The organism is Streptomyces sp. NPDC096205 (genome assembly GCF_044763135.1).
Classification (GTDB): domain Bacteria; phylum Actinomycetota; class Actinomycetes; order Streptomycetales; family Streptomycetaceae; genus Streptomyces.
The window spans coordinates 249,672-267,508 of the sequence record NZ_JBIWFS010000003.1; the positions used below are offsets into that span (position 1 = coordinate 249,672).

Annotated in this window: 13 protein-coding genes and 1 tRNA gene; 11 read left to right on the forward strand and 3 right to left on the reverse strand. The window is 71.1% G+C overall.

Annotated elements, in window-relative coordinates:
- The first annotated feature begins 283 nt into the window (after positions 1-283).
- The 11 genes from dnaN (at position 284) to ACIQ6Y_RS13620 (ending at position 15,471) form a co-directional block, all read left to right on the forward strand.
- Positions 284-1,414, forward strand: a complete 1,131-nt coding sequence (gene dnaN / locus ACIQ6Y_RS13570; protein ID WP_404036985.1) for a DNA polymerase III subunit beta — start codon at positions 284-286, stop codon at positions 1,412-1,414.
- Positions 1,415-1,601: 187 nt separating this feature from the next.
- Positions 1,602-2,477 (forward strand): phosphogluconate dehydrogenase (NAD(+)-dependent, decarboxylating), encoded by an 876-nt coding sequence (gnd, locus tag ACIQ6Y_RS13575; protein ID WP_404036988.1) that lies wholly within the window; start codon positions 1,602-1,604, stop codon positions 2,475-2,477.
- A 60-nt stretch (positions 2,478-2,537) separates the two neighbouring features.
- Positions 2,538-3,659 (forward strand): DNA replication/repair protein RecF, encoded by a 1,122-nt coding sequence (gene recF, locus ACIQ6Y_RS13580; RefSeq protein WP_404036991.1) that lies wholly within the window; start codon positions 2,538-2,540, stop codon positions 3,657-3,659.
- Positions 3,656-4,186, forward strand: a complete 531-nt coding sequence (locus tag ACIQ6Y_RS13585; RefSeq protein ID WP_404036994.1) for a DUF721 domain-containing protein — start codon at positions 3,656-3,658, stop codon at positions 4,184-4,186. Before recF ends, ACIQ6Y_RS13585 begins: the two co-directional genes overlap by 4 nt.
- A 428-nt stretch (positions 4,187-4,614) precedes the next feature.
- The gene (gene gyrB, locus ACIQ6Y_RS13590) at positions 4,615-6,687 is read left to right on the forward strand and encodes a DNA topoisomerase (ATP-hydrolyzing) subunit B (protein WP_404036997.1); all 2,073 of its coding nucleotides are present in this window, start codon (positions 4,615-4,617) and stop codon (positions 6,685-6,687) included.
- Between the two features lie 42 nt (positions 6,688-6,729).
- Positions 6,730-9,324 (forward strand): DNA gyrase subunit A, encoded by a 2,595-nt coding sequence (gene gyrA / locus ACIQ6Y_RS13595; RefSeq protein ID WP_404037000.1) that lies wholly within the window; start codon positions 6,730-6,732, stop codon positions 9,322-9,324.
- An 18-nt stretch (positions 9,325-9,342) separates the two neighbouring features.
- The gene (locus ACIQ6Y_RS13600) at positions 9,343-10,014 is read left to right on the forward strand and encodes a DUF3566 domain-containing protein (RefSeq protein ID WP_404037003.1); all 672 of its coding nucleotides are present in this window, start codon (positions 9,343-9,345) and stop codon (positions 10,012-10,014) included.
- Positions 10,015-10,125: 111 nt separating this feature from the next.
- A tRNA-Ile gene (locus tag ACIQ6Y_RS13605) sits at positions 10,126-10,199 on the forward strand.
- A gap of 347 nt (positions 10,200-10,546) precedes the next feature.
- Positions 10,547-14,587 (forward strand): AAA family ATPase, encoded by a 4,041-nt coding sequence (locus tag ACIQ6Y_RS13610; protein WP_404037006.1) that lies wholly within the window; start codon positions 10,547-10,549, stop codon positions 14,585-14,587.
- Between the two features lie 192 nt (positions 14,588-14,779).
- Positions 14,780-15,259, forward strand: coding sequence for a hypothetical protein (locus ACIQ6Y_RS13615; protein WP_404037008.1), 480 nt, complete (start codon positions 14,780-14,782; stop codon positions 15,257-15,259).
- A 23-nt stretch (positions 15,260-15,282) separates the two neighbouring features.
- A complete protein-coding gene (locus tag ACIQ6Y_RS13620; RefSeq protein ID WP_404037011.1) occupies positions 15,283-15,471 on the forward strand; it encodes a ferredoxin in 189 nt (62 codons plus the stop codon).
- Positions 15,472-15,484: 13 nt separating this feature from the next.
- Here ACIQ6Y_RS13620 and ACIQ6Y_RS13625 read toward each other — a convergent pair whose 3' ends face one another.
- The 3 genes from ACIQ6Y_RS13625 to ACIQ6Y_RS13635 form a co-directional block, all read right to left on the reverse strand.
- Positions 15,485-16,234, reverse strand: coding sequence for a glycosyltransferase family 2 protein (locus tag ACIQ6Y_RS13625; RefSeq protein ID WP_404037013.1), 750 nt, complete (start codon positions 16,232-16,234; stop codon positions 15,485-15,487).
- 7 nt (positions 16,235-16,241) lie between these two features.
- Positions 16,242-16,850, reverse strand: a complete 609-nt coding sequence (locus ACIQ6Y_RS13630; RefSeq protein WP_404037016.1) for a UTRA domain-containing protein — start codon at positions 16,848-16,850, stop codon at positions 16,242-16,244.
- 142 nt (positions 16,851-16,992) lie between these two features.
- The gene (locus tag ACIQ6Y_RS13635) at positions 16,993-17,553 is read right to left on the reverse strand and encodes a DUF6344 domain-containing protein (protein ID WP_404037018.1); all 561 of its coding nucleotides are present in this window, start codon (positions 17,551-17,553) and stop codon (positions 16,993-16,995) included.
- Between the last annotated feature and the right edge of the window lie 284 nt (positions 17,554-17,837).

The window sequence follows — 17,837 nt, forward strand, 5'->3', positions numbered from 1 at the left end:
TCTGACCTGCGGAAACGAAGTTATCCACGGTATCCACAGCCCCTACTACTACGAACGACTAGAGAGAGCTCGGAAACCGTTTTGAAGCGGGGGCTGTGCACAACTCGCTCTCCGGCGCTTGTCCGCGCCCCGTCACGACTTGACCCCGAGGGGCACCGACTGTCAGTGCCGTACGTCAGACTGGTCCCCGGTGTCCTTCCCGTCCCAGGGGTCAGCGACACCGAGACAGACGACGAAGCGAAGCAGGGCGAGAAGCGCCGGCAACAGCAGGAGGCGGCTAACCGTGAAGATCCGGGTGGAACGCGACGTACTCGCGGAGGCAGTGGCCTGGGCGGCGCGCAGCCTCCCGGCCCGTCCGCCGGCGCCTGTCCTCGCCGGCCTGCTGCTGAAGGCCGAGGACGGCCAGCTGAGCCTGTCGAGCTTCGACTACGAGGTCTCGGCGCGGGTCAGCGTCGAGGCGGAGGTCGAGGAGGAGGGCACCGTCCTCGTCTCCGGCCGGCTGCTCGCCGACATCTCGCGCGCCCTCCCCAACCGGCCGGTGGAGATTTCCACAGACGGTGTACGGGCGACCGTGGTCTGCGGCTCCTCGCGGTTCACACTCCACACCCTGCCTGTGGAGGAGTACCCGGCGCTGCCGCAGATGCCGACCGCGACCGGCACGGTTCCCGGCGAGGTCTTCGCCTCCGCCGTCTCCCAGGTGGCCATCGCCGCCGGCCGTGACGACACGCTGCCCGTGCTGACCGGTGTGCGCATCGAGATCGAGGGCGACACCGTCACGCTGGCCTCCACCGACCGCTACCGCTTCGCGGTCCGCGAGTTCCTGTGGAAGCCGGAGAACCCGGACGCCTCCGCGGTCGCCCTGGTGCCCGCCAAGACGCTCCTGGACACCGCCAAGGCCCTCACGAGCGGCGACAGCGTCACGCTGGCGCTGTCCGGCTCGGGTGCGGGCGAGGGCCTGATCGGCTTCGAGGGCGCCGGCCGTCGTACGACGACCCGGCTGCTGGAGGGCGACCTCCCGAAGTACCGCACGCTGTTCCCGACCGAGTTCAACTCCGTCGCCGTGATCGAGACCGCCCCCTTCGTGGAGGCCGTCAAGCGTGTGGCCCTGGTCGCCGAGCGCAACACCCCGGTGCGGCTCAGCTTCGAGCAGGGCGTGCTGATCCTGGAGGCCGGCTCCAGCGACGACGCACAGGCTGTGGAAAGGGTCGACGCCCAGCTGGAGGGCGACGACATCTCCATCGCCTTCAACCCGACCTTCCTGCTGGACGGCCTCAGCGCGATCGACTCCCCGGTGGCGCAGCTGTCCTTCACGACCTCCACGAAGCCGGCGCTGCTCAGCGGCAAGCCGGCGCTGGATGCCGAGGCGGACGACGCGTACAAGTACCTGATCATGCCGGTGCGCCTCAGCGGCTGACGCGTGCGGAGTTGTCCACAGGCCGTGGGAAAACCATCCCCGGCCTGTGGGGAAACCGCAGGTGAGGGCGCGGCCGGGGGTGTACGTATGAGCGCGTATGCCCACAGCTGTGCGTGACCGTCCGGGTTTAGGCTCGGACGTGGGTACGAAGGTGCCTCACACGCCACAGCAACCTAAGGAACAACTGATGGAGCTTGGTCTCGTCGGCCTCGGCAAGATGGGCGGCAACATGCGCGAGCGCATCCGTCGCGCGGGCCACACCGTCATCGGCTACGACCGCAACCCGGACCTCGCGGACGTCCACAGCCTCAAAGAGCTTGTGGACAGCCTCCAGGGCCCGCGCGTGGTCTGGGTGATGGTTCCGGCCGGTGGCCCCACCCAGTCGACGATCGACGAGCTGGCCGAGCTGCTTCAGCCCGGCGACGTGGTCGTGGACGGCGGCAACTCCCGCTGGACGGACGACGAGAAGCACGCCGAGGAGCTGGCGGCCAAGGGCATCGGCTTCGTCGACTGCGGCGTCTCCGGCGGCGTCTGGGGCCTGGAGAACGGCTACGCGCTGATGTACGGCGGCGACGCGGAGAACGTCGCCAAGGTGCAGCCGGTCTTCGACGCGCTCAAGCCGGAGGGCGACTTCGGCGCGGTGCACGCGGGCCGGGTCGGCGCGGGCCACTTCGCGAAGATGGTCCACAACGGCATCGAGTACGCCATGATGCAGGCCTACGCCGAGGGCTGGGAGCTGCTGGAGAAGGTCGACTCCGTGGAGAACGTCCGCGAGATCTTCCGCTCCTGGCAGGAAGGCACCGTCATCCGCTCCTGGCTGCTGGACCTCGCGGTCAACGCCCTCGACGAGGACGAGCACCTGGACGGGCTGCGCGGTTATGCACAGGACTCCGGTGAGGGACGCTGGACCGTGGAGGCCGCGATCGACAACGCCGTGCCGCTGCCCGCGATCACGGCCTCGCTGTTCGCGCGGTTCGCCTCCCGCCAGGAGGACTCCCCGCAGATGAAGATGATCGCCGCGCTGCGCAACCAGTTCGGTGGCCACGCGGTCGAGAAGAAGTAGTCCACAGCCTGGGGAAACCCCGGGCCACATCCTGCACGCCGGGGGAGGTCGGCGAACGACATGCACGTGACGCATCTGTCGCTGGCCGACTTCCGCTCCTACGCCCGGGTCGAGGTCCCGCTCGACCCGGGCGTCACCGCCTTCGTCGGCCCCAACGGCCAGGGCAAGACCAACCTCGTCGAGGCCGTCGGCTATCTCGCCACCCTCGGCAGCCACCGCGTCTCCTCCGACGCGCCCCTGGTCCGCATGGGCGCCGACCGTGCGGTGATCCGCGCCCAGATCCGGCAGGGCGAGCGCCAGCAGCTGGTCGAGCTGGAGCTGAACCCGGGCAAATCCAACCGCGCCCGCATCAACAGGTCCTCGCAGGTCAGACCGCGTGACGTGCTGGGCATCGTACGGACGGTGCTGTTCGCGCCGGAGGATCTCGCGCTGGTCAAGGGCGATCCCGGTGAGCGGCGGCGCTTCCTGGACGAGCTGATCACCGCGCGCTCCCCGCGCATGGCAGGGGTGCGCTCCGACTACGAGCGGGTGCTCAAGCAGCGCAACACCCTGCTGAAGACGGCCGCGCTCGCACGCAGGCACGGCGGACGGTCGATGGACCTGTCCACGCTCGACGTATGGGACCAGCACCTCGCGCGCGCGGGTGCCGAGCTTTTGGCGCAGCGGCTCGATCTGATCGCGGCGATCCAGCCGCTGGCCGACAAGGCGTACGAGCAGCTGGCGCCCGGGGGCGGGCCCGTCGCCCTGGAGTACAAGCCGTCGGCGCCCGGCGAGGCACACACGCGCGAGGATCTCTACGCCCAGCTGATGGCGGCGCTCGCGGACGCCCGTAAGCAGGAGGTCGACCGGGGCGTCACCCTCGTAGGCCCCCACCGAGACGATCTGGTTCTCAAACTCGGTCAGCTGCCCGCCAAGGGATACGCCTCCCACGGCGAGTCCTGGTCGTACGCGCTGGCGCTGCGGCTCGCCTCCTACGACCTGCTGCGCGCCGAGGGCAACGAGCCGGTGCTGATCCTCGACGACGTGTTCGCCGAGCTGGACGCGCGGCGCCGGGAGCGGCTGGCGGAGCTGGTGGCGCCGGGCGAGCAGGTGCTGGTGACGGCCGCGGTCGACGACGACGTACCGCATGTGCTGACCGGCGCGCGGTACGCGGTGTCCGGTGGGACGGTGGAACGCGTATGAGCGCACAGGAACCCAAGAAGGGCGCCGAGCCCTCCGGAGTCGACCTCGCGCGGGTGGCGCTGCGGGCGGCGAAGGAGGCGGCACGCGCGCGTGGGGACGCGGCCCAGCAGAAGAAGCAGGCGCGGCGGGGCGGCGGACTGCGCTCCGGCGCGCGCGCCGACGGGCGGGACCCGATGGCGCTCGGCGCGGCCATCAACCGGTTGCTCAGCGACCGCGGCTGGGAGACGCCGGCGGCGGTCGGCGGGGTGATGGGGCGCTGGCCGGAGATCGTCGGCGACGACGTGGCCAAGCACTGTGTGCCCGACCGGTACGACGAGGACGAGCGGGTGCTCGTGGTGCGCTGCGACTCGACCGCGTGGGCGACGAACCTGCGGCTTCTGGCGCCCACCCTCGTCGCCCGGCTGAACGAGGACCTCGGGCACGGAGCGGTGCGCCTGCTGAAAGTGATGGGGCCCGGCAGCGCGCCCCGCCGCTACGGGCCGCTGCGGGCGCCGGGCAGCTCGGGTCCCGGCGACACCTACGGCTGACAGGCCCCCTGAAGAGCATCGAGCGGCCGACAGGCCGTGCAGGGCATCGAAGTGAGCGACCTCACATCGGTGCTCCCGTTTGCCTGCCTTTTCCACAGGCTCCCGCCCTTTGTCGTACAACCGCACGCGGGTGCGAATCGCCACCTGACCCGGGAGTAGCGAAGGGTTGACGACCGGAAGCGCTAGGTGGCGCTGTGAGCCTCTTGGAGCCCCCATCCGTATATCGGGAGTCGGCCGAGGCAGGTTCAGGGCGGCACATGCGGACTCAGGTACCGGCAAACCCCCATCAGTGTCAGTGCTACCGGTAGACTGGAAGACAATCCCGCCCCGCGACGCGGGGACGCCCGGGAGAAGCTGAGCAACGCTGATCAAGGCTTACCCACGCAACATGCCGCAGCCGCTCCGGCAATCGCCGACGAGCTCGGCTCGTGCTGTGCCAGAAAGGGCGCTTCGTGGCCGATTCCGGCAACCCCAACGAGAACATCCCGTCCACCGAGGCCCCGGCCGCAGCCGCTGAGGCCTCAGCGGTGTCGTCGTACGACGCCAGTGCCATCACCGTCCTCGAGGGTCTGGACGCGGTCCGCAAGCGCCCGGGCATGTACATCGGCTCGACCGGCGAGCGAGGACTGCACCACCTGGTGTACGAGGTCGTCGACAACTCCGTCGACGAGGCGCTGGCCGGGCACGCGGACACCATCGACGTCACGATCCTCGCCGACGGCGGCGTCCGGGTCGTCGACAACGGCCGTGGCATCCCGGTCGGCATCGTCCCCTCCGAGGGCAAGCCGGCCGTCGAGGTCGTGCTGACGGTGCTGCACGCGGGCGGCAAGTTCGGCGGCGGCGGCTACGCCGTCTCCGGCGGTCTGCACGGCGTCGGCGTCTCCGTGGTGAACGCCCTGTCGTCGAAGGTGTCCGTCGAGGTCAGGACCGACGGCCACCGCTGGACGCAGGACTACAAGATGGGCGTCCCGACCGCCCCGCTGGCCCAGCACGAGGCCATCGAGGAGACCGGCACCTCGGTGACGTTCTGGGCGGACCCGGACATCTTCGAGACCACCGAGTACTCCTTCGAGACGCTCTCCCGGCGTTTCCAGGAGATGGCGTTCCTCAACAAGGGCCTGACCATCCGGCTCACCGACGAGCGCGAGTCGGCCAAGGCCACGGCCGGCGCGGACGAGGCGGGCGCCGACGAGCTGGACGAGGCCAAGACGGTCACGTACCGCTACGACGGCGGCATCGTCGACTTCGTGAAGTACCTGAACTCCCGCAAGGGAGACATGGTGCACCCGACGGTGATCGACCTGGAGGGCGAGGACAAGGACAAGAGCCTGTCCCTCGAGGTCGCCATGCAGTGGAACACCGGCTACAGCGAGGGCGTGTACTCGTTCGCCAACATCATCCACACGCACGAGGGCGGCACCCACGAAGAGGGCTTCCGCGCGGCGCTCACCAGCCTGATCAACAAGTACGCGCGTGACAAGAAGCTGCTGCGCGAGAAGGACGACAACCTCACGGGTGACGACATCCGCGAGGGTCTGACGGCGATCATCTCGGTGAAGCTGAGCGAGCCGCAGTTCGAGGGCCAGACCAAGACCAAGCTGGGCAACACCGAGGCGAAGACCTTCGTGCAGAAGGCCGTCTACGAGCACCTCAGCGACTGGCTGGACCGCAACCCGGTCGAGGCGGCGGACATCGTCCGCAAGGGCATCCAGGCGGCCACCGCGCGCGTGGCGGCCCGCAAGGCGCGCGACCTGACCCGCCGCAAGGGCCTGCTGGAGTCGGCGTCCCTGCCGGGCAAGCTGTCCGACTGTCAGTCGAACGACCCCACCAAGTGCGAGATCTTCATCGTCGAGGGTGACTCCGCCGGCGGTTCGGCCAAGTCCGGCCGCAACCCCGAGTACCAGGCGATCCTCCCGATCCGCGGCAAGATCCTCAACGTCGAGAAGGCCAGGATCGACAAGATCCTGCAGAACCAGGAGATCCAGGCGCTGATCTCCGCCTTCGGCACGGGCGTGCACGAGGACTTCGACATCGAGAAGCTCCGCTATCACAAGATCATCCTGATGGCGGACGCCGACGTCGACGGCCAGCACATCTCCACCCTGCTGCTGACCTTCCTGTTCCGCTTCATGCGGCCGCTGGTCGAGGCCGGGCACGTGTACCTCTCCCGTCCGCCGCTCTACAAGATCAAGTGGGGCCGGGACGACATCGAGTACGCCTACTCGGACCGTGAGCGCGACGCCCTGATCGAGATGGGCCGCCAGCGCGGCAAGCGCGTGCGCGAGGACTCCATCCAGCGCTTCAAGGGTCTCGGCGAGATGAACGCCGAGGAGCTGCGCGTGACCACCATGGACCAGGAGCACCGCGTCCTCGGCCAGGTCACCCTCGACGACGCCGCCCAGGCCGACGACCTGTTCTCGGTCCTGATGGGCGAGGACGTCGAGGCCCGTCGCCAGTTCATCCAGCGCAACGCCAAGGACGTCCGCTTCCTCGACATCTGAGTCGGTCTCAGCTGACCGCACCAGGAAGGATCTTCACCAGCAATGGCCGACGAGAACACCCCCGTCACTCCCGAAGGTGACGGCGTCATCGCCCAGCGTGTCGAGCCCGTCGGGCTCGAGACGGAGATGCAGCGCTCGTATCTGGACTACGCGATGTCCGTCATCGTGTCCCGTGCGCTGCCCGACGTCCGGGACGGTCTCAAGCCCGTCCACCGCCGCGTGCTGTACGCCATGTACGACGGCGGCTACCGCCCCGAGCGCGGCTTCTACAAGTGCGCCCGTGTCGTCGGCGACGTCATGGGCAACTACCACCCCCACGGCGACTCGTCGATCTACGACGCCCTGGTCCGCCTCGCCCAGCCGTGGTCGATGCGGATGCCGCTGGTGGACTCCAACGGCAACTTCGGCTCCCCGGGCAACGACCCGGCGGCGGCGATGCGCTACACCGAGTGCAAGCTGGCGCCGCTGTCGATGGAGATGGTCCGCGACATCGACGAGGAGACCGTCGACTTCACGGACAACTACGACGGCCGCTCCCAGGAGCCGACCGTCCTGCCGGCCCGCTTCCCGAACCTGCTGATCAACGGCTCCGCCGGTATCGCGGTCGGCATGGCGACCAACATCCCGCCGCACAACCTGCGCGAGGTGGCCTCCGGCGCCCAGTGGTACCTGGAGAACCCCGAGGCCAGCCACGAGGAGCTGCTCGACGCGCTCATCGAGCGCATCAAGGGCCCGGACTTCCCGACCGGCGCGCTGGTCGTGGGCCGCAAGGGCATCGAGGAGGCCTACCGCACCGGCCGTGGCTCGATCACCATGCGCGCGGTCGTCGAGGTCGAGGAGATCCAGAACCGCCAGTGCCTGGTGGTCACCGAGCTGCCCTACCAGGTCAACCCGGACAACCTCGCGCAGAAGATCGCCGACCTCGTCAAGGACGGCAAGATCGGCGGCATCGCCGACGTCCGCGACGAGACCTCCTCCCGCACCGGCCAGCGCCTGGTGATCGTCCTCAAGCGGGACGCGGTCGCCAAGGTCGTGCTGAACAACCTCTACAAGCACACCGACCTGCAGACCAACTTCGGCGCCAACATGCTGGCCCTGGTCGACGGCGTGCCGCGCACCCTCTCCCTGGACGCCTTCATCCGCCACTGGGTGCAGCACCAGATCGAGGTCATCGTCCGCCGTACGCGCTTCAGGCTGCGCAAGGCCGAGGAGCGCGCGCACATCCTGCGCGGTCTGCTGAAGGCCCTGGACGCCATCGACGAGGTCATCGCGCTGATCCGGCGCAGCGAGACCGTCGACATCGCCCGCACCGGCCTGATGGACCTCCTGGAGATCGACGAGATCCAGGCCAACGCGATCCTGGAGATGCAGCTCCGCCGCCTCGCGGCCCTGGAGCGGCAGAAGATCGTCCAGGAGCACGACGAACTCCAGGCGAAGATCACCGAGTACAACGAGATCCTGGCCTCCCCGGTCCGCCAGCGCGGCATCGTCAGCGCGGAGCTCGCCGCGATCGTCGAGAAGTACGGCGACGACCGCAAGACCCAGCTGATCCCCTACGACGGTGACATGTCCATCGAGGACCTCATCGCCGAGGAGGACATCGTCGTTACCGTCACGCGCGGTGGCTACGTCAAGCGCACCAAGACGGTCGACTACCGCGCCCAGAAGCGCGGCGGCAAGGGCGTGCGCGGCACGAAGCTGAAGGAAGACGACATCGTCGACCACTTCTTCGTCTCCACCACGCACCACTGGCTGCTGTTCTTCACCAACAAGGGCCGCGTCTACCGCGCCAAGGCCTACGAGCTGCCCGACGCCGGCCGGGACGCGCGCGGTCAGCACGTCGCCAACCTGCTGGCCTTCCAGCCGGACGAGGCGATCGCCGAGATCCTCGCGATCCGCGACTACGAGGCCGCGCCCTACCTGGTCCTCGCCACCAAGGCGGGCCTGGTGAAGAAGACCTCGCTGAAGGACTACGACTCCCCGCGCGCGGGCGGCGTCATCGCCATCAACCTCCGCGAGCGCGAGGACGGCAGCGACGACGAGCTGATCGGCGCCGAGCTGGTCTCCGCCGAGGACGACCTGCTGCTCATCAGCAGGAAGGCGCAGTCCATCAGGTTCACGGCCACGGACGACGCCCTGCGCCCCATGGGCCGCGCCACCTCCGGTGTGAAGGGCATGAGTTTCCGCGAGGGCGACGAGCTGCTCTCGATGAATGTTGTTCGACCGGGTACGTTCGTGTTCACTGCCACAGACGGCGGGTACGCGAAGCGCACCGCTGTCGACGAGTACCGCGTCCAGGGCCGCGGCGGCCTCGGCATCAAGGCCGCCAAGATCGTGGAGGACCGCGGTTCGCTCGTCGGCGCGCTGGTGGTCGAGGAGACCGACGAGATCCTCGCCATCACGCTCGGCGGCGGTGTGATTCGTACGCGAGTCAACGAGGTCAGGGAGACGGGCCGTGACACCATGGGCGTCCAACTGATCAATCTGGGCAAGCGCGATGCCGTGGTCGGCATCGCACGCAACGCCGAGGCGGGGCGCGAGGCGGAGGAGGTCGACGGCGACGTGGCCGTCGACGAGACCGCCGAAGGCGCCGCGGTCACCGGCACGGACGAGGGTGAGGCGCCCTCGGCCGAGTAGGCACGAGGAGTGAGTCACGTGAGCGGAGCCACGGGCGCCGGATCGTCCGGTACGTCGACCGGCACCTCTGCCGGAACGGACGGCGGCGGCCGTGGCTCCGCCGCGCACGCCACCAGTGGCGGACACACTTCCTCGTACGGCACTCATGGATCCCAGGGGGGAACTGTGACGGACACCCAGCAGGCTGCTTCACCGCTGCCCGGCGAGCGGCAGCCGCAGCAGCCGGCAGGGCCCTACCACCCGCCGCAGGCCTACCAGACCCAGGGCGGGACCGCCGGGGCCATGCGCAAGCCGCGCACCGGCGCACGGACCACGCCGCGGGTGCGCAAGGCGCGCCTGCGGGTGGCGAAGGCCGACCCGTGGTCGGTGATGAAGGTCAGCTTCCTGCTCTCCATCGCGCTCGGCATCTGCACCATCGTCGCCGCGGCGGTGCTGTGGATGGTCATGGACGCCATGGGCGTCTTCTCCACGGTCGGCGGCACCATCTCCGAGGCGACCGGGTCGAACGAGTCCAACGGCTTCGACCTGCAGTCGTTCCTGTCGCTGCCGAACGTCCTGCTGTTCACGACGATCATCGCGGTCATCGACGTCGTCCTGGCGACGGCGCTGGCCACGCTGGGCGCGTTCATCTACAACCTGTCCGCGGGCTTCGTGGGCGGTGTGGAGCTGACGCTCGCCGAGGACGAGTGAGCGGATCCCCCGCGGCCCCCGCGGGCCTGCGGGATACCGATTTTGGGACTGCGCCTGTCGTGCGCTAATCTTCAGGAGTCAGCGCGCGGGACACACACCGCAGAGCGCGGCGGGGCTATAGCTCAGTTGGTTAGAGCGCATCCCTGATAAGGATGAGGCCACAGGTTCAAATCCTGTTAGCCCCACAGCAAAAGATCGGGCGTCTCCCCTACGGGAGGCGCCCGATCGGCGTTTGTGCGGCCTTACGGTGGGCCGGGCGGCGGACGGGTTCGACGGGCCGGTTCCCCTCGTCCGGCACCGGTCCCTCCCCTCGCGGGGACCGGTGCCGGACGGTGGGTTCGGGTCGATCCTGTCGGCGTGGATCGAGCGGACGCCCTCGGGCCTGGTCGGCGCGTGCGCGGCCGCAGCATGATCCTGCCTGGTGAGGCCTGCCGGGAGGAGCGTCCGGTGTCCGGACCGGGGCTTTGTTGCAGGTCAGCCGTATAAAGTGAGTTTTCCGGTCCGGACGTCCAAGTGCGGAGGGAAGCAAGGGGTGGACACCTTGAGTGCCGACTCAGGGCCGCGCACAGCCCTCGCCGAACGTCTTGCGCTGCTGTACCGGGAGGCCGGCAACCCGCCGCTGAAGCGGGTGTCCGAGGCCGTGACACGGCTGCAGCGGGTCGACGAACGGGGGCGGCCCGTACGGGTCTCCGCGCAGCGCATCAGCGACTGGCGGCGCGCCCGGAACGTCCCCGCCCAGTTCGCCGCGCTCGCGGCCGTGCTGCACGTGCTGATACCCCAGGCGCGCCGCCTGCGGCCCACCCCGGTGTCGCCGGGTCTGTACGAGTTGGCGCAGTGGCAGCGGCTGTGGGAGAGCGCGGTGGCCGGCCCGGCCGAGCCGGGGGAGGAGCCGGAGCAGCAGCAGCCCGCCTTGGGGGTCTGCCCCTACCGCGGGCTCGCCTCCTACCGGCAGCAGGACGCCCGCTGGTTCTTCGGCCGCGAGCGCAGCACGGACGCCCTCGTCGCCCAGTTGCGCGAGGTGGAGGACACCGGCGGCCTGGTGATGCTGGTCGGCGCCTCCGGCGCGGGCAAGTCCTCGCTCCTGAGCGCCGGTCTGGTGCCCGCCCTGCGCGAGAACGCCGACCGGGGGCGCGAGAACACCGACCGGGCGCGTACGGTGCTCCAGCTCGTCCCCGGCGCCGACCCGACGGCCGAGCTGATCCGGTGGATCCCGGACCTCGCGGCCGTGGCCGTGCCGGACACCACGGACCCCGTGGGTGAGGGCGCCACCCCCGACGCGACGTCGCCGGACCCCCGCGCGGTCCTCGGCCCCCGCCCCGTACCCGACCCCGACGGCCATGGGTTCGCCCAGGCCGTCCGAGCGGCCGTCAGGGCATGGGCCGGCAGGGAGGTTTCCCCCGGCGGGCGGCCCGTCGTCATCGTGGACCAGTTCGAGGAGGCCTTCACCCTCTGCCCCGACGAGTCGGTGCGGCGCACGTTCGTACGGATGCTGCATGCCGCGGCCGCGCCCGGGCCCGCCGGCGAACCGGCACCCGTGCTGGTCGTGCTGGGCATCCGGGCCGATTTCTACGAGCAGTGCCTGAGCCACCCCGAACTCGCCGACGCGCTGCAGCACCGGCACATGGTGCTCGGCCCGCTGACCACGGCCGAGCTGCGCGCGGCGGTCACCGGCCCCGCCAAGGCGGTCGGCCTGGAGCTGGAGCCCGGTCTCGCGGAGCTGATCGTGCGGGAGGTGAGCGCCGACGGGCCGCGCGGCGCGCACGACGCCGGGGTGCTGCCGCTGCTGTCCCACGCGCTGCTCGCCACCTGGCAGCGCCGCAAGGTAGGCCGGCTCACGCTGGCCGGCTATCGCGCGGCCGGCGGCATCCAGGGCGCGGTCGCGGCGACCGCCGAGCGGGCCTGGTCCGGCCTGGACCCCGCGGCACGCTCGGCCGCCCGGCTGCTGCTGCTCCGGCTCGTCCGGCTCGGCGAGGACACCCAGGCCACGCGCCGCCGCGGCACCCGGCGCCAGTTGGCGCAGGAGTCGACCGACCCGGACAAGACCGAGGAGTCCCTGGAGGCGCTGGTCCGCGCCCGGCTGGTGACGCTGGACGCCGAGACGGTGGAGATCACCCACGAGGCACTCCTGCACGCCTGGCCCCGGCTGCGCGACTGGATCGACGAGGACCGCACCGGCAACCTGCTGCGCCAGCGCCTGGAGGAGGACGGCCGCGCCTGGGAGGAGTCCCGGCGCGATGCCGCCCTGCTCTACCGGGGCTCGCGGCTGGAACACGCCCACGGCTGGGCGAAGTCGGCCGGGGGCACCCTGCTGACCCGCAGCGCGGTGGAGTTCCTGGCCGCCTCGGTCCGGCTGCGCCGGCGCACGGTGTGGATCGGCCGGGCCGCGGTGTCGGCGCTGCTCGTCCTCGCGGTGGTGGCCGTCGGCGCGGCCGTCGTGGCGTGGCAGCAGCGCGACGACGCGGTGTTCGAGCACGTCCTGGCCGAGGCGGACCGGGTGCAGTACACCGACCCGTCGCTGTCCGCCCAACTGGACCTGGTCGCGCACCGGCTGCGCCCCGGCGACGAGGGCACCGGCAACCGGCTGGTCTCGATCGTCAACGCCCCGCTGGCCACGCCGCTCGCGGGCCACAAGGGCGCCGTCTACCTCACCAGCTTCCGCCCCGACGGCAAGGTCCTGGCCACCGCCAGCTACGACCGCACGGTCCGCCTGTGGGACGTGTCCGACCCGACCCGGCCCGAGCCGCTGGGCGAGCCGCTGACCGGGCACACCAGCTGGGTCAGCACCGCCGTCTTCAGCCCCGACGGCCGCACGCTCGCCAGCGCCTCCGACGACGGCACGATCCGCCGCTGGGACGTGTCCGACCCCGCGCATCCGCGCCCGCTCGGCGAGCCCGTCACCGGCGACGACGGCACCGTCTACCTGCTCGCCTTCAGCCCCGACGGCCGTACGCTGGCCGCCGCCACCGAGGAACACGTCGTCCGCCTGTGGGACGTGGCGGACCCCGCTCGCCCGCGCCGCCTCGGCGTGCTGACCGGGCACGAGGACGCCGTGCGGGCCGTCGCGTTCAGCCCGGACGGCCGTGTGCTCGCCTCCGGCGGCGACGACGACACCGTACGGCTGTGGAGCACGGCCGACTGGCACCAGATGGGCGGGCCGCTGGCCGGGCACCGGGGCACCGTGCACTCGGTGGCCTTCAGCCCGGACGGGCACACCCTGGCCTCCGGCAGCTCGGACGACACCGTCCAGCTCTGGGACGCGCGCCGGGGCAGGGCGCTGGGCGCGCCGCTGACCGGGCACACCGGCCCCGTGTGGTCGGTGGCGTTCAGCCCTGACGGGACGATGCTCGCGGCCGGCAGCGCCGACTCCACGGCGAGCCTGTGGAACGTCCGCAACCCCGCCTTTCCCTCGCAGGTCGGCGAGCCGCTCGCGGGCAGCAGCGGGGAGATGTACGCGGTCGGCTTCGGCCCCGACGGGCGGACCCTCGCGACCGGCAGCGGCGACAGCCTCGTACGGCTGTGGTCCATCCCGACGTCCGACATGGTCGGCCGGATCGGCGCGTTCCGCCCCGACGGGCGGGTGCTCGCCACGTCCTCGCGCGACGAGCACGTCCGGCTGTGGGACATCCGGCGCCCCGCCCGGCCCGTCCTGCTGGGCACGCCGTTCCTGCCGGCCGACGGGGACGCGCAGTCCCTGGCCTTCTCGCCCGACGGCCGTACCCTCGCCGTGGTCACCGGCAGCCGCGCGGTGCAGCTGTGGAACGTCTCCGACCCCTCCCACCCCGTCCCCTACGGCAGGTCCCTGCCCCTGCGCACCCGGTTCGCCGGGCCCAGCACGCTGGCGTTCAGCCCGGACGGCCGTACGCTCGCGACCGCCTACGACGACCGTTCCGTACGGCTGTGGGACCTGCGGGACCCGGCGCACCCGCGCCCCTACGGGCCGTCCCTGACCGGCCACTCCGGCTATGTGAACGCGCTGGTGTTCAGCCCGGACGGGAACACCCTGGCCAGCGGCGGCGCCGACGGCACGATCCGGCTGTGGCGGGTGGCCGACCCGCGCCGCGCCGAGCGGCTCGGGGTGCCCCTGACCGGGCACTCGGGGCCGGTGAACGCGCTGGCGTTCAGCCCCGACGGCCGGACGCTGGCCGCCGGCAGCGACGACAACACGGTCCGGCTGTGGGACATCGCCGACCCGCTGCAGGCGACCGCGCTGTCCGCGCTGCGCGGGCACAGCGAGGCGATCGTGTCCCTGACGTTCAGCCGGGACGGCCGCAGGCTGGCCAGCGGCGGCAACGACGACACGGTCCGGCTGTGGGACGTGACCGACCCGGCCCACGCCTCCGCGATCGGGCAGTCGATGAGCCCCAACGCCCGCACCGGCACGTTCCTGGCCTTCAGCCCCACCAGCCATATGCTCGGCGTCTCCAGCGGCACCGACACCGTACGGCTGTGGGACCTGGACGTCGACGCGGCGGTGGACCGGATCTGCCGGGTCACGCGCGGGGTGCTGACGCCGGAGAAGTGGCGGGAGTACCTGCCCCGGCTGTCGTACTCGGCGCCGTGCGGGGACGACTGAGGCCCCGGCCGGAAAGGCACTGTTCCGGGGCATTGACAGCCTTGTTAGGGTTGGTGTCAGCCCGATCGCTGGTGCATCCCCCGTCGCCAGCGATCGGGCCCTTTTCGTGTGCGCCGCTGGTCATCTGACGGACCGTCAGCTACGGTCCGGATGCTGCTTCTCCTGCCGTACGTCCTTTTGAAGGGGTGTGCCATGCAGACGCGTCCTTCCAGCCCGCGGCCACCGGGTGCGCCCCGGTGGGTGGCGATGGTCCACCGGCCCTGTGACGGCTCCTGGACGGTGGCCGCCGAGTCGCCGTACCGGGCTCCCGTGCTCTACGCCGCCGGCCAGATGGCCCAGACCCTGCGGGCGCGCGGCGCCGCGGCGGAGCTGGAGGTGTGGGGGCCGCGCGACGGCGACTGGCAGCGGTTCACCGGGCCGGTCGAGCCCCCGGCCGCCGTACGGCAAGAGGCCTCCGGGCCCAGCCGGCTGGACGAGCGGATGAGCGACCGCCGGCAGCAGGTGCTCCTGGCGGGCCTGAGCGGGGCGGGCCTGTACGACCTGACCACGGAGGACCAGACCGCCGTCGAGACGTTGGTCGACCGGCTCGACGAGGCCACCCTGCGGCGGGTCGCGCACTGGCTGACGTCCGCCGGTTCAGCACCGCGGCCGCTGGGCAGTCACCCCTCGTGACGACCTCTCGGGCAGGAGTGCGCATGAAGGTGTCCATCGACCAGGACCTCTGCTACGGCTCCGGCGACTGCGTGTACCGCGTGCCGTCCGTCTTCACGGTCGTGGACGGGTTCGGCGCCGTCCTGCCGGGCCGCGAGGACACCGGGGCGGACGCGCTGGTGCGGGAGGCGGCGGAGAAGTGCCCGTCGCAGGCGATACGGATCGAGGGCTGACGGACCTGCGGTGTCAGCCGGTCTGCCAGCGCAGGTCGGTCAACGCACGCGCGCGTGCTTCCGCGACGGCCATCCGGGCCGCCCGCTCGACCGGGTCGACATGGGCCGCCTGGCCGGTCACCTGCCCGTCCCACTTGCGGTAGAGCAGCCCGACCTCCGCGGTGAACCAGCCCCGGCTCACGGCGTCGAGCGCCAGCAGCAGCCCGGTGTCCTCGGAGGCGGGCAACGCCATCCAGCCACCCAGGGCGAGCAGCAGATCCCGTCGTACGAAGAGACTGGCCGGGTGGACCGGGGCGCGGAAGCCGGCTGCCTTCCAGGCGGCGAGGACCGTGCCGCGCTCGATCGGGCCGGGCTCCGGGTCGCCCGGGAAGCCCACGGTGGAGCCGTCCGGCAGCGCGTCGAGGACGCGTGAGGTGGCCCAGCCGATCGTGGGGTCCGCCTCCAGCGCGGCCAGGTCGCGGGCGAGGGCGCCCGGGGTGAGCCGGTCGTCGGCGTCGAGGACCTTCACATACGCGCCGTCCGCGTGCGCCAGCGCCAGGGTGCGGGCCACTCCGGGACCGCCGGGCCGGCCCTGACGAAACGTCACGCGCGTGTCGTCCGGCACATGGTGGGCGACCGCGTCCGTGCTGCCGTCCTCCTGGATCAGCCAGTGCCAGTCCCAGCCCTCGGGCAGCTCCTGCGCGCACAGCGAGTCGTAGGCGTCCCGGAGGAAGGGCGCGGAGGGGGCGTGGACCGCGGTGACGACGGTGATACGCCGGAGCACGGCGCCTTCACCACCTTTCCAGAGGAGTGGTGAACAACAGCTCCGTGCGGTCGCCCGGCAGCGTCACATGGGAGACGTCCACGACACGGCCATGGAGGTCGTACGACGTCTTGCGGAGCAGAATCACGCAGGCGCCGTCGGGCAGACACAGCTCTGCCGCCTCACGCGCGGTCGGCGGGCGGGCGGTCAGGCGCTCCTCGATGCGGTCGATCTCGATGCCGACCGTGTGCAGCTGGTGATGCGTGCCGCCCGGCCACGGCTCCCTGGAGACGTCCAGGAGCTCGGGGTTGGCGGCGATCGTCTCCCGCAACAAATACGACGTGACAAGGCTCAGGGGCGCCTGCTCCCGGGCACAGCGGGTCCGGTAGGAGCGGCGCAGCAGGGGCGTGCCTTCCGGCACGCCGAAGGCCTCGGCGAGTTCCTCGGAGGCCGTCACATCGTCGTACTCGGCGTGGAAGATCAGGTCTTGGGGGGTGAGCCCGGTCTCGTGCTCGGTGGCTCCGGTGCTCGCCCTCTTGGCGAGGGGCTGCCGGGCACGGTCCTTCTCCCACTGGTGGCGCCGGTTGTCACGCACGGCGCGGGTCCGGGGAGGGGGTGGCTCGGGGCTGCTGCTCATCGGCTTCAGCCTACGGAGGGGGTCCGGGGGTGTGGGGGCGAGGGGTGGGGCTCGGGGGCGGGGCTCGGGGGTGGCTTCAGGTGTTTCGCCATGCTTGTTGTGAGGGTTCTGGTCAGGGCGGTCGTCAGGGGGACTGTCCTGGTCAACGGTGGAGGAGCCCGGTGTGGGGCGCGTAGGGCGTGTGGGGCTCGTGGGCCGCGGGAGCCGCTTGAGCCTCGTTGGCCGTGTGAGCCTCGTTGGCCGGGTGGGCGGGCGTGCCCTGGGCTGCCTCACCTGCGGGGGCTGCCTGGAGGGCAGGGGCTCCGTGGGTGCCCTGGGCGCTCTCGGTGCCCCATGCGTTCTCGGCGCTCTCTGCGGACTCTGCGCCCTCAGCGCCCTCGGCGCAGGAGTCGGTCAGCGCGGCCGTGGCGTCCTCGGTGTCGGTCAGAGGCAGGTGACGGCAGCTCGGGCTCTTGCCGTGGGCCTCGGCGTGGATGCGCTGCTTCATCGTGGGAGGCAGTGACTTGGCGTGGGACCAGGCCCACAGAGACATCGCGGCCGGCGCGGCGAGCGGGGCGCTGGTGTTGCGGGCGGGCTCGGTCTGCGGTACCGGCGCGGCGGCGGCCGTGGCGGCGGTGGTGGTGACGAGACCGAGCGCCGTGCACAGCGCGAGGAAGGCGGTGACGAAGGCGGTCCACAACTGCATGACCTTGTTCCGGGCCATGATCCCTCACTTTCGGGTTGGGCGATTTGCGTACTTTCCTCATGATGTGTATGCGGGTCGCGAAGTGGTGGACCGACGCCCCCGGCGCGTCGATCTTCAGATGAACACCACACGGATGGGTGCAAGAGCCCTGAAAAACCCCTGAGAGGGAAGAAGGCGGGCGAATGGTCACGTTCCGTGGGGGTGTGATCACCCTCAGATCACAGTGGTGAACCACCGTCTATTGCGGTGCTCGGGGCCGGAGTTGAGGGCCCGGCGCAGGTCACCGATCGATATCGGACGGT

Coding starts and splice junctions, on each gene's coding strand:
- gnd (WP_404036988.1), top strand. CDS start 1,602: ATGGAGCTTGGTCTCGTCGGCCTCGGCAAGATGGGCGGCAACATGCGC.
- recF (WP_404036991.1), top strand. CDS start 2,538: ATGCACGTGACGCATCTGTCGCTGGCCGACTTCCGCTCCTACGCCCGG.
- ACIQ6Y_RS13585 (WP_404036994.1), top strand. CDS start 3,656: ATGAGCGCACAGGAACCCAAGAAGGGCGCCGAGCCCTCCGGAGTCGAC.
- gyrA (WP_404037000.1), top strand. CDS start 6,730: ATGGCCGACGAGAACACCCCCGTCACTCCCGAAGGTGACGGCGTCATC.
- ACIQ6Y_RS13615 (WP_404037008.1), top strand. CDS start 14,780: ATGCAGACGCGTCCTTCCAGCCCGCGGCCACCGGGTGCGCCCCGGTGG.
- ACIQ6Y_RS13620 (WP_404037011.1), top strand. CDS start 15,283: ATGAAGGTGTCCATCGACCAGGACCTCTGCTACGGCTCCGGCGACTGC.
- ACIQ6Y_RS13630 (WP_404037016.1), bottom strand. CDS start 16,850: ATGAGCAGCAGCCCCGAGCCACCCCCTCCCCGGACCCGCGCCGTGCGT.
- ACIQ6Y_RS13635 (WP_404037018.1), bottom strand. CDS start 17,553: ATGGCCCGGAACAAGGTCATGCAGTTGTGGACCGCCTTCGTCACCGCC.